General features: G+C 32.3%; 17 protein-coding genes. 9 read left to right on the top strand and 8 right to left on the bottom strand.

Annotated elements, in window-relative coordinates; translation table 11 throughout:
• Positions 1 to 193: 193 nt before the first annotated feature.
• The 4 genes from Q0929_RS01560 (at position 194) to Q0929_RS01545 (ending at position 3,029) form a co-directional block, all read left to right on the top strand.
• On the top strand, positions 194 to 1,000 hold the full coding sequence (locus tag Q0929_RS01560) for a M48 family metallopeptidase (RefSeq protein ID WP_299237834.1): 807 nt from the start codon (positions 194 to 196) through the stop codon (positions 998 to 1,000).
• The gene (locus Q0929_RS01555; protein ID WP_299237869.1) at positions 883 to 1,467 is read left to right on the top strand and encodes a CDC27 family protein; all 585 of its coding nucleotides are present in this window, start codon (positions 883 to 885) and stop codon (positions 1,465 to 1,467) included. Before Q0929_RS01560 ends, Q0929_RS01555 begins: the two co-directional genes overlap by 118 nt.
• Positions 1,468 to 1,593: 126 nt before the next feature.
• Entirely contained in the window at positions 1,594 to 2,439 is an 846-nt protein-coding gene (locus Q0929_RS01550) for an NAD(P)-dependent oxidoreductase (protein ID WP_299237833.1), read from the top strand.
• Positions 2,440 to 2,843: 404 nt separating this feature from the next.
• Positions 2,844 to 3,029 carry a hypothetical protein gene (locus tag Q0929_RS01545; RefSeq protein WP_299237832.1) on the top strand — a complete coding sequence of 62 codons (186 nt, stop codon included), beginning with the start codon at positions 2,844 to 2,846 and terminating at the stop codon, positions 3,027 to 3,029.
• On the opposite strand, the gene Q0929_RS01540 is transcribed toward Q0929_RS01545, so the two are convergent.
• Together Q0929_RS01540 and argH are read right to left on the bottom strand one after the other, a co-directional pair.
• Entirely contained in the window at positions 3,019 to 4,368 is a 1,350-nt protein-coding gene (locus Q0929_RS01540; RefSeq protein WP_299237831.1) for a sodium:solute symporter family protein, read from the bottom strand. The two genes, Q0929_RS01545 and Q0929_RS01540, sit on opposite strands and share 11 nt — an antisense overlap.
• A 206-nt stretch (positions 4,369 to 4,574) precedes the next feature.
• Entirely contained in the window at positions 4,575 to 5,954 is a 1,380-nt protein-coding gene (argH, locus tag Q0929_RS01535; protein ID WP_299237829.1) for an argininosuccinate lyase, read from the bottom strand.
• A 296-nt stretch (positions 5,955 to 6,250) separates the two neighbouring features.
• Between argH and Q0929_RS01530 the strand changes: the two genes are divergently transcribed.
• Both Q0929_RS01530 and Q0929_RS01525 read left to right on the top strand, forming a co-directional pair.
• Entirely contained in the window at positions 6,251 to 6,439 is a 189-nt protein-coding gene (locus tag Q0929_RS01530) for a hypothetical protein (RefSeq protein WP_299237828.1), read from the top strand.
• Positions 6,436 to 7,776, top strand: a complete 1,341-nt coding sequence (locus Q0929_RS01525; protein WP_299237827.1) for an MFS transporter — start codon at positions 6,436 to 6,438, stop codon at positions 7,774 to 7,776. The genes Q0929_RS01530 and Q0929_RS01525 overlap by 4 nt, the downstream gene beginning before the upstream one ends.
• On the opposite strand, the gene Q0929_RS01520 is transcribed toward Q0929_RS01525, so the two are convergent.
• Together Q0929_RS01520 and Q0929_RS01515 are read right to left on the bottom strand one after the other, a co-directional pair.
• Complete coding sequence (locus tag Q0929_RS01520) at positions 7,757 to 8,119, bottom strand: hypothetical protein (RefSeq protein WP_299237826.1); 363 nt, start codon at positions 8,117 to 8,119, stop codon at positions 7,757 to 7,759. The two genes, Q0929_RS01525 and Q0929_RS01520, sit on opposite strands and share 20 nt — an antisense overlap.
• Positions 8,120 to 8,127: 8 nt before the next feature.
• The gene (locus Q0929_RS01515) at positions 8,128 to 8,733 is read right to left on the bottom strand and encodes a peroxiredoxin (RefSeq protein WP_299227748.1); all 606 of its coding nucleotides are present in this window, start codon (positions 8,731 to 8,733) and stop codon (positions 8,128 to 8,130) included.
• Positions 8,734 to 9,219: 486 nt separating this feature from the next.
• On the opposite strand from Q0929_RS01515, the gene Q0929_RS01510 reads away from it, so the two are divergent.
• The gene (locus Q0929_RS01510) at positions 9,220 to 9,543 is read left to right on the top strand and encodes a c-type cytochrome (protein ID WP_299237825.1); all 324 of its coding nucleotides are present in this window, start codon (positions 9,220 to 9,222) and stop codon (positions 9,541 to 9,543) included.
• A gap of 41 nt (positions 9,544 to 9,584) precedes the next feature.
• Positions 9,585 to 9,953 carry a c-type cytochrome gene (locus Q0929_RS01505; protein ID WP_299237824.1) on the top strand — a complete coding sequence of 123 codons (369 nt, stop codon included), beginning with the start codon at positions 9,585 to 9,587 and terminating at the stop codon, positions 9,951 to 9,953.
• Here Q0929_RS01505 and ccsA read toward each other — a convergent pair.
• A complete protein-coding gene (ccsA, locus tag Q0929_RS01500) occupies positions 9,950 to 10,750 on the bottom strand; it encodes a cytochrome c biogenesis protein CcsA (protein WP_299237823.1) in 801 nt (266 codons plus the stop codon). The genes Q0929_RS01505 and ccsA overlap by 4 nt on opposite strands.
• 326 nt (positions 10,751 to 11,076) lie before the next feature.
• Here ccsA and Q0929_RS01495 point away from each other — a divergent pair, with 326 nt between their 5' ends.
• A complete protein-coding gene (locus Q0929_RS01495; protein ID WP_299227734.1) occupies positions 11,077 to 11,427 on the top strand; it encodes a rhodanese-like domain-containing protein in 351 nt (116 codons plus the stop codon).
• On the opposite strand, the gene Q0929_RS01490 is transcribed toward Q0929_RS01495, so the two are convergent.
• The 3 genes from Q0929_RS01490 to ispD form a co-directional block, all read right to left on the bottom strand.
• Positions 11,424 to 12,029: a hypothetical protein gene (locus Q0929_RS01490; protein ID WP_299237820.1), complete on the bottom strand. Its 606-nt coding sequence runs from the start codon at positions 12,027 to 12,029 to the stop codon at positions 11,424 to 11,426. The two genes, Q0929_RS01495 and Q0929_RS01490, sit on opposite strands and share 4 nt — an antisense overlap.
• Entirely contained in the window at positions 11,999 to 12,574 is a 576-nt protein-coding gene (locus tag Q0929_RS01485) for a class II aldolase/adducin family protein (protein WP_299237819.1), read from the bottom strand. Before Q0929_RS01485 ends, Q0929_RS01490 begins: the two co-directional genes overlap by 31 nt.
• Positions 12,575 to 12,977: 403 nt before the next feature.
• Positions 12,978 to 13,643, bottom strand: coding sequence for a 2-C-methyl-D-erythritol 4-phosphate cytidylyltransferase (ispD, locus tag Q0929_RS01480; RefSeq protein ID WP_299237818.1), 666 nt, complete (start codon positions 13,641 to 13,643; stop codon positions 12,978 to 12,980).
• Positions 13,644 to 13,806 lie beyond the last annotated feature (163 nt).

Below are 13,806 nucleotides of genomic sequence, written 5' to 3'. Positions count from 1 at the left end.
CCCTTTTTTTCATTTTTTAAAAGAAGAGATCCTTCGGACTTACGTCCTCAGGATGACAGGAAAAGGTTGAATAACAAGCATCAGAAAAAGGATAGCCTTATATGTCATTCTGAAGCCGGCGAAGAATCTCATACTTTTGGTATATTTATTAAGAGGTAGATCTTTTATTGTTAGATTTGTGGGAGGTAGTAAAATGAAGAAGATTTTCAAATCCTTGATAATAGGATTCTTCTTTGTAATTTCTTGCGCTCAAGTTCAAGATCCGTTAACAGGAAAGCCAACTCTAACACTTTTGCCAGAAAGCGAAGAAATAGCAATTGGTAAAAAGGTTGTTCCACAAGCCATAAATGAAAACGATGGACTGTATCCAGATAGAGAAGTTCAAGAATATGTTAAAAGCATTGGGTATAAATTAGCATCAATAACACCCAGAAAAGTAGACTATCAGTTTTATGTAGTAAATTCAGGGGAAGTAAACGCCTTTGCACTGCCGGGTGGTCCTGTCTTTATTCATAGAGGATTATTACTCACCCTTGATAACGAATCAGAATTTGCCGGAGTAATAGCACACGAGCTTGGACACATTAACGCAAGACACCATGCAAAATTTTTAGAAAAAACCTACGGACTAAACATACTTCTAAATATATTAGCTGTAGCAACTTCCCAATCTCAGTATCAACAAATCATTATGCAACTTGCACAAGTATCGGCAGGTCTTTTACAATTAAAGTATAGCAGAGACCAAGAAAGAGAAGCAGATGCTTTAGGTGTTAGGTTTACTTACGAAGCAGGCTACGACCCAAGAGGTTTAATTGCAACTTTTGAAAAATTTAAAAAAATGGAAAAAACCCAGGCTCCTGCATGGCTCTTAACTCACCCATTACCGGAAGAAAGAATACAGAATGTTTCTCAGCTAATAGCTACAAAATATCCAGACAAATTACTCCTAAAAAAGACAGTGAAAAATTTCAAGAGATTAAAAAGCGTCTTGTCTTAACTTCAGACAGTTATAAATACGTCGAAAATGCAAGAGACAACATAAAAAATAAAAATTTAGCCGTTGCAATAACAAATTTAGATAAAGCTATAAAAACATATCCCGAAAACAATGTTGCATATACATACAGAGCTTATGTTTACTATCAGCTTAAAGACTTTAAAAAATCTTATGAAGATGCTTTAAAAGCATATAACATTGATAGAATGTACTTTATGCCGCAGCTTATAATGGGAGCTTCTTTAACAAAGCTTGGAAACTATCAAGAAAGTATAAGAGTTTTAGAAAATGCTAAAAATTTAATAGATTCTAATCCAGACCTTTACTACTTCCTTGGTGTGAGCTATCAAAGCATCGGAGACAGACAAAACGCATACAACAACCTTGCTACAGCTTTAAAACTTACCGATGGCAGAAGAGGATGGGAACAAGACGCACAAAATAGATTAAGAATGTTGGTAAGGTAGGAATCTTGGCTGAAAAATTTAAATAAAGTATAAGATTTTTTAACCGGTTTTAGAACGAGGTCCTTCTTTGTTATCCTGAGGCTGTAAAAGCCGAAAGATCTCTATTAAGATAAAAGGAGTTTTAAAATGAAAGTAGGACTCATAGGATTTGGCAACCTTGGTTCTTCAATAGCAAAAAGGCTCTCTTCGTGTGGTGTAGAAGTTATTGTATATAACAGAACTAAATCAAAGGTAAAAGATTTTAAAACTGTAGATTATCCTTATCAGCTTTTAGAAGAAACAGAGATTATTGTCATTAATGTTTTTGATTCCTCAGCTTCCAAAGAAGTTATATTTGGTGAACATGGATTAGTTAAAGGAGATATAAAATCCAAAATAGTAGTAGATACAACCACTAATCATTATAACTATGTAAAAGAAGCTTATGAAAATCTAAAAAGCTTAGGAGCTTACTACCTTGATGCTCCGGTTCTTGGGTCTGTGATACCGGCATTAAAAGGTGAGTTGGTAATGTTGATTGGCGGTGACGAAGAAGCTTTTAAGAAAGCTGAAGATGTTTTAAAACTATTTACAAAAGAAAAAATTTATCTTGGACCTGTTCCAAATGGCACCTATGGAAAGCTTTTAAACAATATTGTTCTTGGAATATTTATGGATGCTATATCTCAATCTGTAGGCATCGGTGAATGTATTGGATTTTCAAAAGAAACTGTTTTAAAAATTTTAGAACTTGGCGCAGGCAATTCTTATATCTTGAATGTTAAGAAAGAAAAACTTTTAAAAGAGGATTTTTCTCCGCATTTTTCTATAAAAGCAATTTATAAAGACCTTCATTATGCACAGGATCTACTTAAAGATTTTAAGCTTTCTTCTTTTAGTATGGCATCTGTAAAAGAAATGTACGGTCTTGCAATAAAAAACGGATTGGAGGATTTAGACTTTTCGGCCATATTAAAGCTTTATAAGAAGTAGGTTATAAATATCCAGGGACAAGAAATTCAAAATCTTTGGGCAGTTAAAATTTAAAAGCAAAAATTTACAAGCTCACACTGCTTTAGAATGACAGGTTTTAATTTCCACTGAGACTGCTTGCAAAAATCCACATCGTCATTCTGCAGCCGGCGAAGAATCTCCTATTTTTCTTTTCAAGTCAAAAAAATCAAAAAAGAGATCCTACGGTCTCAAGATGACAGCCAAAGGTAAGGTTATATCTACATATACATTCTACAACTTCTAAAAATTTTAGAATACTATCTTTTATTTCGTTGTTGGATGACACAACACAGCATCTTAATTTACATAATCTTAACCTAACCTTCATATTCCCTTAACGCCTTCTGTGTATATTAATAGCAAAACTATAGGAGGTGTTTAAGATGAAAACTTTAGAAAAGTTAGAAGTTGATTTTAAAGAAGTAAGTTTCTTATGTAAATGTGGTGAAGAAAACAAGAAAGTGATTTTAGTAATCAATGGTTATGGTTTTGATGATGTAAAATGTAAGAATTGCGGAAGAAGGGCTATAGTTGAGTATGATAATAAAGTTATTTCTGTTAAATCTTGATCAAAGAAAAAACTACCATAGCTAAAATATTTACAATAAAGCCAAAGAAAATACCAAGTTCTTCTTCTTTAAGAAAAGAATAAAAGATAAACCATACCAAAAACCCTAAAACCATTGATGCCAAGGCTCCTTTTGAATTAGCCTTTTTCCAATACAGTCCGAATATAAACGGAGCAAACAACGACACGAGAGTTAAAACAGACGATAACCCTACCAAGTTGTAAATCGTTTCTCCGGAGTATGCTAACAAAAGAGATATTAAAGCAACCAGAAAGACCGACAATCTTGTTATATTTAACAAAGCTAAGTCTGATAAATGATTAAAAAATTTTTTTATAATGTTTTCGCTTAACAATGCCGATGGTGCTAAAATTGCAGCTGTTGCCGTACTTAATACAGCAGATAAAAGACCTGCAAAAAATAGATACTTTGTAATTGGAGAAGTATTTAAATATACATAATCAAGCAAAGTTTTATCTGTTTTAAATCCAAAATTAAAGTATATGACTAAAACAGTAATCAGTGGAATAAGTGCAACTGTAAGATACATAAATCCGGCTATTATTGAAGACTTATAAGCTACATCCTCAGATTTAGATGACATAAAACGCTGAAAAAGGTCTTGTCCTGGCAGAGATCCAAGTCCAATGGTAATCCATGCAACTATGTATAGAATTATACTTTTTATGTCTAAATCCGGTAAGATTTTAAAGTAGCTTGTTGGTATTTTTTCTAACGCTTGCAATCCACCTGCTTTGATTAAAATTTCTCCAAAAATAAAAAAGATGCTTATAAGAATTACAATTGTTTGAATAAAGTCTGTTAAAGCAACAGACCACATGCCACCAAAAAACGTCATAAAAAGCGAAATCAAAAAAGCTATAAATGTTGATATTTCTAAATTTAAACCTGTGATAGTTTTTAAGACCAATCCAAAAGCTACGTACTGAGCAGCTATCCATCCAAAGTAAGATATTATCAAAAAAAACGATGCTAAAACTTCTATCTTCTCACCATACTTTACTTTAAAAAAATCTCCAAAAGTTAGAAGATTCATTCTATACAATGGCTTAACAATAAACAGTCCTGCCAAAATTAAACACAGGGCAGCGCCAAAAGGTTCTTCTATTACTTTTATAAATCCACCTTCTAAAACTTCCTGAGTTGCTCCAAGAATCGTTTCTGAGCCAAACCATGTTGCAAATAATGCAAAAACAGACAAAGAAAGAGGCAGCGACCTACCTGCAAGAAGATAATCTTTCTCAGAAGATATAAGTCTCTTTGATACTAAAGCTATGATTACAAGAGATAGTAAATATAATCCAATAAAAATAATCATTTGTTTAGTATACGTCGGGTGAGAAATTTATTAAAAGCATGAGATTCTTCGCCGGCTGCAGAATGACGAATAAAGTTGCCCCTAGTCAAGTATATGATTATCAAGTTTTCTTCGTCATCCTGAGGATGAAGTCCGAAGGATCTCTTTTTAAATTCTACAAAAACCGCTAATTTCTCAACCAATGTATAATAATCCAATAAAAATAATCATTTGTTTAATATTTTATCCCAATATTCTATTTGAAATAAAATCTGTTCTTTAGCCGTTCCACCAAAAGATTTTCTTCTGTCTGCCACTACAAAAGGAGATAAAAGTTTTAAAGCATCTTCTTCAAAGAGAGGGCTGAACTGTTTTAGCTCTTCTAAGGTTATACTTTCAAGCTCTCTTCCTTGATTTACTAAATATCCAACTATGCTTCCTACAATATGATGAGCTTGTCTAAATGGTACACCTTTTTCAGCCAAGTAGTTAGCTAAGTCTGTTGCAAGTGCAAAACCACCTGCTGCAAGCTGTGTTTTTTCTTTATTTATCTTTAAACCTTCAACTATCTTAGCAATTCCTATTATTGAACCTTTTATCGTTTTTACACTATCAAAAACCGGCTCCTTATCCTCTTGCAAGTCTCTGTTGTAGGCAAGAGGTAAACCTTTTACTACTGTTAAAAGAGAAACCAAATTTCCATAAACTCGTCCAGTTTTTCCTCTAATTAGCTCCAGTACATCGGGATTTTTTTTCTGGGGCATTATTGATGAACCTGTTGTTAATTTATCAGGAAGCTCTACAAAAGAAAATTCAGAAGATGAGTATATTATCATATCTTCACTAAATCTTGACATATTAGCCATACAGATTGCACAGTTAGATAAAAACTCCAAAGCAAAATCTCTGCTGCTTGTTGCATCAATAGAGTTTCTCATAATCTGACTAAATCCAAGCTCTTTTGCTACATACTCTCTATCAATTGGAAAATCTACGCCGGCAACAGCTCCACTGCCAAGCGGTAGCATATCAATTCTTTTTAGATTATCAATAAATCTTTCTTTGTCTCTTTGAAACATCTCTAAGTATGCTAAAAAGTAATGAGCTACCCTTATTGGCTGTGCCCTTTGAAGATGAGTATAAGCCGGCATTACAATATCAATATATTCTTTTGCTTTTTCTAACAGTTTTCTTTGCAAGTCTTCTAAAAGATTTATTATATCCTGTGTATTTTCTTTTAAATAAAGCCTAAAAGCTGTAATAACTTGATCATTTCTTGACCTTCCAGTATGAAGCTTTCCGCCCGCTTCCCCAATCTTATCTGTTAAAGCTTTCTCAATATTCATATGAACATCTTCAAACTCTTTCTTCCAAGCAATTTTGTTTTCTTTTATTTCTTGTTCTATCTCTTGCAAGCCTTTTATTATCTTTTCAGCATCTTCTTGTGGAATAATTCCTTGCTTTCCAAGCATCTTTGCATGGGCTATGCTTCCTTTTATATCATATAAAGCAAGCTCTTTATCAAAAGATATACTTTCCGTAAACTCTTCTACAAAAGCATCTGTACTCTCAGAAAATCTTCCACCCCAAAGCTTTTTTTCTTGCATTTTTAACCTCCTTAACAAAATATTATAGATGAAAAAATTCTCCTCATTCGTCATTTTGTAAATATACTAAAAATCTTCTGCTTTTACTGAATCTTTTCCTGGCTATACTATTGTAATAAGTTATTGTTAAATTCGCACTTCTTTTGTTAACTGCATTTTCCGAGTTTGTTTCAAGCCATGCTTTAAGTAAACGATTTAAGTAAATGACATAAAATCTTATTGTGAAGAATCTCATAATTTAAGTAATTTTCCTTATTCTAAAATAGAATAAAATATTAAAGACACAGGAAATCTAAATGATAAAAAAAGAAGATTTAGAAAGAGAAATAGAAAGTTTACCGGAAGAAGTAATAAAAAATGGATATTCAAAAGGATATAATCCAAATGACATTTTATGTAGAATGTGTGCGTATAAGTCATGTATGCAGGAAAATCCCGGGAGAAATCTTATCAAACAAGCTCTGAAGAAGAAAGATAACAAATGAGATACATAAAAACAGATTTAACTTGTAGGCTTGATAACCTTCCATGGACTTGGTTTCATACTAAGTTTGTTATAGCTCTTGGCATCACTTGGATATTAGATGCTTTTGAAGTTGTAATTGTAAGCGTAGTTTTAAAGTCTATGGCTAAATCTTTAAATCTATCTGTTTTTCAATCATCTTGGCTTGTTAGTAGTTTTTTAATTGGTGCTTTGGTTGGAGCGTTTATTTTTGGTTATTTAGCTGACAAGTTCGGAAGAAAGAAAATATTTTTCATAACCCTGCTTTTATACTCTCTTGGAACATTTTTAACGGGTTTTGCTAACTCTTTTGAAATTGCATTACTTTTAAGATTTATCACAGGATTTGGACTTGGCGGTGAGTTTTCTGCTATCCATTCGGCGATAGATGAGTTTATTCCATCAAGATTTAGGGGAAGGGTTGATGGTTTTATAACTGCATCATGGAATCTTGGAAGTATTTTTGCTTCTTTGGTTGGAATGTATCTACTGTCTTCATTTCCTGAAGAAAAAGCTTGGCGGTATGCGTTTTTATTTGGCGGTAGTTTAGCAATATTGATAGTATTTATAAGATTTTTCATTCCAGAATCTCCAAGATGGCTAATATCAAAGGGGCTAATAGAAAAAGCCGAAGAGATTGTATTTAAATTAGAAAAGAAATATCATGTAAAGCCAATAAACAAACAGTGCGAAATTCCTGTATTTGAGGGTAGTTTATTAGATGCAGTGAAGATTATTCTTAAAAAGTACAGAGGAAGGTTTTTATTTGGAACGGCTATGAGTTTTACAATTTTGACAACATACTATGGATTTATTACTATCTTACCTTTGGTAATTACAAATCAGTATAATCTTCCTACAAAAGAAATTCCAAATCTTTTACTAACTGCAAGCATTGGTGGTTTAATCGGTGGTATAGTTGTATCTTTTTTATCTGACAAACTTGGTAGAAAAATAACAGGAACGACCGTAGCTTTATTTTCTTTCTTAACATCTTTTTTCTTTTTAACATCGCAGGATATTTATACTACAGTTTTTGTTTATTCATTGGTTGCATACTCTTTTGCAAGCGTTGCTTATGTGTCTGCGATGGAGGTTTATCCTTCTTATTTGAGGGCTACTGCTATCGGTGTTTTATCTGTCATTGGAAGAATCTCCGGAATGCTAGCTCCACCAATACTAACCTATCTTGCAACTATAGATTATAAATTGAGCGTGTTAGGTTTAAGTATGCTGTGGCTTGTAGGTTTTGCAGGATTTTTTATATGGTCTAAGTTTGGCGTTGAAGCAAAAGGAAAATCTATTGAGGATATAACTTAATCAGATCATAAACATCCTCTGTATTATTGTAAATAAGCACAATTTTTAGCTTTTCTTCTTTGTTTAAAATATCTAACATAACATCGTCTTTTAATCTTTTATATATTTTTGTTGTCGATAGGTCTAAAATTTGTGAGGCATCAGAATTATCTATGCTATAAGTTTGATTTTCTGATTTCCAAAATCTTTGGATTATACCAAAATTTGGATGCTCTGTAAGTTCTATAGGGAATATTTGGATTACTTGATTTTCTGTAATTTCTATCTCTATTTTTTGTGGTGTATATCTAATTAGTTTAAATATCATGGTTGTTTGTATAAGGGGGCGAAAAACAGCCCCCATATATATTATTAATCTTGTAAAGCTTCGTAAACGTGTCCTACAAGCTCTTCAGATGGTTTTAATGTCTTTTTACCTGGTTCCCATTTAGCTGGGCAAGCTTCGTCCGGATGAGACATTAAGTATGCGTTAGCTTTCATCTTTCTTACAAGCTCATCTGCATTTCTTCCTACGTTGTAGAAGTTAACTTCAGAAGATACAAGCTTTCCTTCTGGGTTGATGATGAAAGTTCCTCTTAAAGCTAAACCGGTATTGCAGTCATATACTCCAAACATTCTTGAAATTTTTCCTGTTGGGTCTGCACCCATCGGATATTTTACGTTTGCAAGTAATTTTTCATCTCTTTGCCATGCAAGATGAACGAATTTTGTATCCGTAGAAACAGAAACAACTTCAGCTCCAAGTTTTTTTAATTCTTCATACTTTTCAGCTAAATCTGCTAATTCTGTTGGGCATACAAATGTAAAGTCTGCCGGATAGAAGAATAAAATTGTCCATTTTCCTTCTTTTTTAGCATCTGCCAAAGAGAACTTTCCAAACTTCCCTGTTGATGGGTCGTAAGTTTCCATCTCAAAATCCGGTACTTGCTGACCTACTAAGATTACTTTTTCTTCCATGTGATACACCTCCCTTTAAAAGTTTTAATCAATCTTATCAGTAATCATTATTATTTTGTTATGACTTAAATCATCCTATATAAATATAGTCGGGTAAAAAATTCAATAAAAGAATGAGATTCTTAGCTTCGCTCAGAATGACAAATAAGGTTATCCTTCCTTTGATGCTTATCATTCAACCTTTCTCTGTTATCCTGAGGCCGAAGGATCTCCTTTTTTAAATTATATAAAAACCACATAATTTCTCTCTCAAGGTATCATCCCCTACTAATATAAATATACAATCTTTAAAAACTTTTGCAAACTTTTTTGAAAAATTGCAAAATTAAAAATCTAAGCTTATGGAAAAGCTAACAGATTAACATTTTATTTTGGCATGGTTTTTGAGTAATTAAAAATTAAAGTTAAATTAAAAATTTGTAATTGACAGAGTATTTAGAATAGGTTAGATTATTAAATGAAAATTTTTAATAGGAGGTATGAAGCATGAAGAAGTTAGTTTTATCTGCACTCTCAGTAGCAGTATTAGCTGCTGGCTCATTTGCGGCTGACGGAAAAGCTCTTTTCCAACAAAAAGGATGTACAGCTTGCCACCAAGCTGACAAGGACACAGTTGGACCGGCTTTAAAGAAAATTGCAGGTGCTTACGCTGGAAAAGAAGCTGACCTTATCAAGTTCTTAAAAGGACAAGGAAAGGCTATCGTTGACCCAGCTAAAGAAGCTGTAATGAAGCCACAAATCAACACAACAAAAGCTATGAAAGACGATGAATTAAAAGCATTAGCACAATTCATTCTTTCACACAAGTAATTCTAAAAATGGGGGCAGCAGCCCCCTGATTTTCTTTTGTCATGAAATTTTCAAAAAATATTTCAATCTTATTGATACTTCTAATATCAAACATTTCTTTTGCGGAAGACGGAAAATCTTTATTTAAAAAGTATGGATGTGGTTCTTGTCACTCACCAACAGAAAGACTTGCAGCACCTTCTTTTAAAGAGATAAGAGAAAGGTATGGAAAAAGTAAGCAAGCTATTGATAAAGTCGCAAAACTTATCATAAAACCAAATCCATCAAACTGGCCAGGATTTGCATATATGCCACCTTTTAACATTCCTTATGAAGAAGCAAGAAAATTAGCAGAGTATGTACTGATTTACTCGGAGAAAGAAAAACCAAGTCAAACTAAATCTTATGACTTAGAAAGCGACCACTATTAAAAAGTTGGATGGCCTATAAGCCAAAATACTATAAAAGCAAATAAACTACCGATTAATGTTAAATAAGAAGCTTTCCTACCTTTAATCTGTTTAATGATTCTTGTATGTAAAATAAAACCATAAAAAATCCAAAGTAAAAATAACATTGTCTGCTTTATATCCCAAGTCCAATGTTTACCTATGTAAATAGCAGTCCATATAGAAGATGCTATTAATCCAAGACTTAAAAATATGAAAGCTAAAATGACAGATTTATACTCAAGATTTTGAATCAATGTTAAAGAAGAAGAAAATTTAGAGACAAAAAAAGAGTTTAGTTTTTTATTTTTCAAATCTCTATCTGTAAGAATATATAAAGTTGCAGCAATAGAAGAAAAAACTATCAATCCGTAAGATAAAATCAAAGATGCCACATGAAGATAAAACCAGATGTTGTTATAGATATTTTGAGCTTCTGAGTGTAAAGGCAAAGAAAAAGCAGTCAAAAACATAACCAAAGGAGCGATCAGAGAGCCAAACTCTATTAATTTTTTTCTGTAAACAAAGGAAAACCCATAAAAAACAGCTGATATAATAATTGCTAAAAAGCTTAAAAGTTCTTCCAAAGTGTTTAAAGGCAAGGCTTTAATTTCATAGGTTCTTAATAAGAATACTAAAATTTGAAGTGTAAACCCAGCTCCAAAGAAAGAATAGCCGAGTTTTTGGTATTTAGAGTTTTTTGTATATAAATAAACCCAAAAGCTAATGGAAGAAAAAAAGTATATGACTATGAATAAAATCGTAAAAAGCTTAAACATCCAGCACCTTCTTAGGTTTTTATTTTTAATTATAACAGAAAATTTACGATTTTAACTATGACGAATAGAGACTGCTTGAAAAAACCAGTATCGTCATTATTCAGCCGTGGGAAGAATCTTCATCCTTTTACCTCTCGCTCATTTCTTCTCACTTTTTAAAAGAGAACCTTCTGCTTTACAGCCTCAGGATGACACTGAAAGGTAGGCTTACAAAATTTTTTACAGCACTCTCAATATGATTAGAAATGACTTTTATCATCATGATTTTGTATTTAGAATATTAAAATATTATAATAATTTACAAAATAAGAAAATTGGAGATAAGAATGTACTTAGACAAAGAGACGTACAAAAAAATACATATATCCGTTAAAGAGTTAAAAGAAAAGATAGATAAAGGTGAAGATTTTATATTGTTAGATGTTAGAGAACCGCAAGAATACGCTTTTTCAAGAATTAAAGAGAAAGATGCGATGCTTGTTCCACTTATGAGTCTTCCAAAAGTTATAAACAGCCTTCCAAAAGATAAGGATATATATGTATTTTGTAGAAGTGGAAACAGAAGTCTTCAGGCTACTTTATGGCTGTTGCAACACGGATTTACCCGTGTTAAAAACGTAGAAGGCGGCATTTTAGCTTGGTCTGACGAAATAGACCCAACCGTGCCAAAATATTAAAATAAGATTTTTAAATCTTTTTTAATCAAATACTTAATGTAAATTTTATAGGCTTCTTCCTTTTCTGATTCTGTTAAGTTTATTTTTGAAAAATGTTTTTCTGCTTTTTTTATGTATTTGCTTAATTTTTCAGATGGTAAATTTTTTAGCAGATAATCAGCTACAAGGTCGGATAAGTAGACATTTTTAAGATAGTCGTTTAACATTTCAAGCTTTGAGATATTTACAATACTTTCAGGAATGCTGTATTTATCAAATAATAAACTCCATTTTTCAGGCAAGGAAGATTTAGAATTTAAAACTTTGGCTTTAGGCTTTGGAGTTTCTTTATTTTCCGGTGGCTTAGTTTGAAGATTATTTTCAATTTCTTTATGCTTGACAAATGATAAATCTTTTAGATGTTTAATCAATTCTTTTTCAAGAGTTTTTAAACTTTTCGGTCTTTTTTCAAGCAAGTTGATTGCTTCGATGATATCTTGAAGTTCATATTTTTCGGTTAAAGACTCTAAAAATTCTCTTTCTTTTGGGTTTAGCTGAGTAGGAAGGATGTTAAACTTATTTAGATAGTGATTTATGACTGCATCTTTTTTAGAGTCATCCATTTGTAGAATATCTCCGCTGAGTTTTCTAAGGTTGATGTATATTTTAACGCTTCATTGATGGTTTTTCCCGTTGAAAATGAGCCGTGATTTTTGACTATGCAGATTTTATAACCTTCTTGAAATAATTTACTTAACCCAATAGCAAGCTCTAAGGATGCTGATGGTTTTTCTACTTCTAAGATTGGTACTTTTTTTATGAATAATTCTCCTTCTATATCCATTGGTATGAATTCTCTTAGAAAGTAGCCTAAGGCTGTGGCTGTAATTGGATGAGCATGGACTACTGCATTTATGCTTGGATTGTCTTTATAGATCTGTCTGTGGACGATAAGCTCTATCGATGCTTCTTTATCTTGCTTTGTTTCTTGGTGGATTGGAAGTTTTATAATATCTTCTTCTGTCAAAAAGCCTGCCATCCTTCCTGTTTTTGTGATGTAAAGATATTCTCCATCTTTTATGCTAAGATTTCCACCGTGGGATGATACGAGTTTTAACTCATGCAAAACTCTACCAGTAAAGATTATTTGCTGGATTATATCATTCAAGGTTAAAATCCTTTCTGGGTTTTGTTTTATCTAATTATATCAGAATTTTTTTAAGTTTTAATAAGCTTGGTTTTTTATAAGGTTGGCTCGCATAAGTTTTATGTAGATCCAGGGTGTTCCAAAAATTCAAACCGTCATTCTGCAGCCGGCGAAGAATCTCATAATTTTCTTTTCAAATCAAAAAATCAAAAACGAGATCCTTCGACCTTACAGCCTCGGAATGACACGGAAAGGTAAGCTTACGGGAATTTTGGAACACTCTCTATGTAGATCAAACTAGAAAGTAATATTTTGACGGGTTGGCATGGTTAAGAGTTTAGAAGTAAGTGAAACAAGTTAAATGAAAATTTTGCTTTTTATCTTTCATTATTCAATCAGGCAGTTGGGGGCTGCTCGTAAGCCGTTAACTCTTCACTTTTTCACCTTTGATAAAACACTCAACCATCTCTAAATCCTTTAAATAAGTAATCTTAAAATTAAAAAAACTGCCCTCATTTACAGTAATTCTATAACCAAGCTTTTCCATCAATGCTGAATCATCTGTTGCTAAAATATTATTCTCTGATGCATACTCATGAGCTTTTAAGAGCTTTTTAAAATCAAAAACCTGGGGTGTTTGAACTACATAAATCTCCTCTCTGTTTAAAGTTTCAATAATCTTATTGTTTATCACTCTCTTTATTGTATCCGGAGACCTGTAGGCAGTAATAGAACCATCCCACCCAGCTTTGACATTTTTAATTCCATCTCTAAACATATTTACAGTAGCAAAAGGGCGTGCAGAGTCATGAATTGCTACAATATCACAATCTGCAATTGCTTTTAAGCCATTAAATACAGAAAACTGTCTTTCGCTACCACCCTCGACCTTTAATATTTTTTTGGAAGATTTTATCTCAATATCCAAATCTTCTTTTGGTAAAACAACAACTACAAAATCTATCTCTTCCACCCTTTCTATCGTTTTTAAAGAGTATTCAAAAATCTTTAAACCATTTATTTCTAAAAATTGTTTTTTTGAACCAAATCTATTACCTTTCCCACCTGCTAAAAGTATGCATCCTATCATATTGCACTCCAAAGAATTTAAAATATAATTATAAATCAATACGTCGGGTGAGAAATTACCTCCATAGTTTACTTTTTCTAAAAAAGCTATAACCAATAGCATATGCATATAGATAAGCAACAAAAGTCTTAACCTTTCTCCATCTACTTATAAGATTGAAATT

Origin of the sequence: Sulfurihydrogenibium sp. (assembly GCF_028276765.1) — a bacterium.
In the GTDB taxonomy this organism is placed as follows: Bacteria; Aquificota; Aquificia; order Aquificales; family Hydrogenothermaceae; genus Sulfurihydrogenibium.
This window is presented reverse-complemented; position numbering and strand designations above follow the sequence as displayed.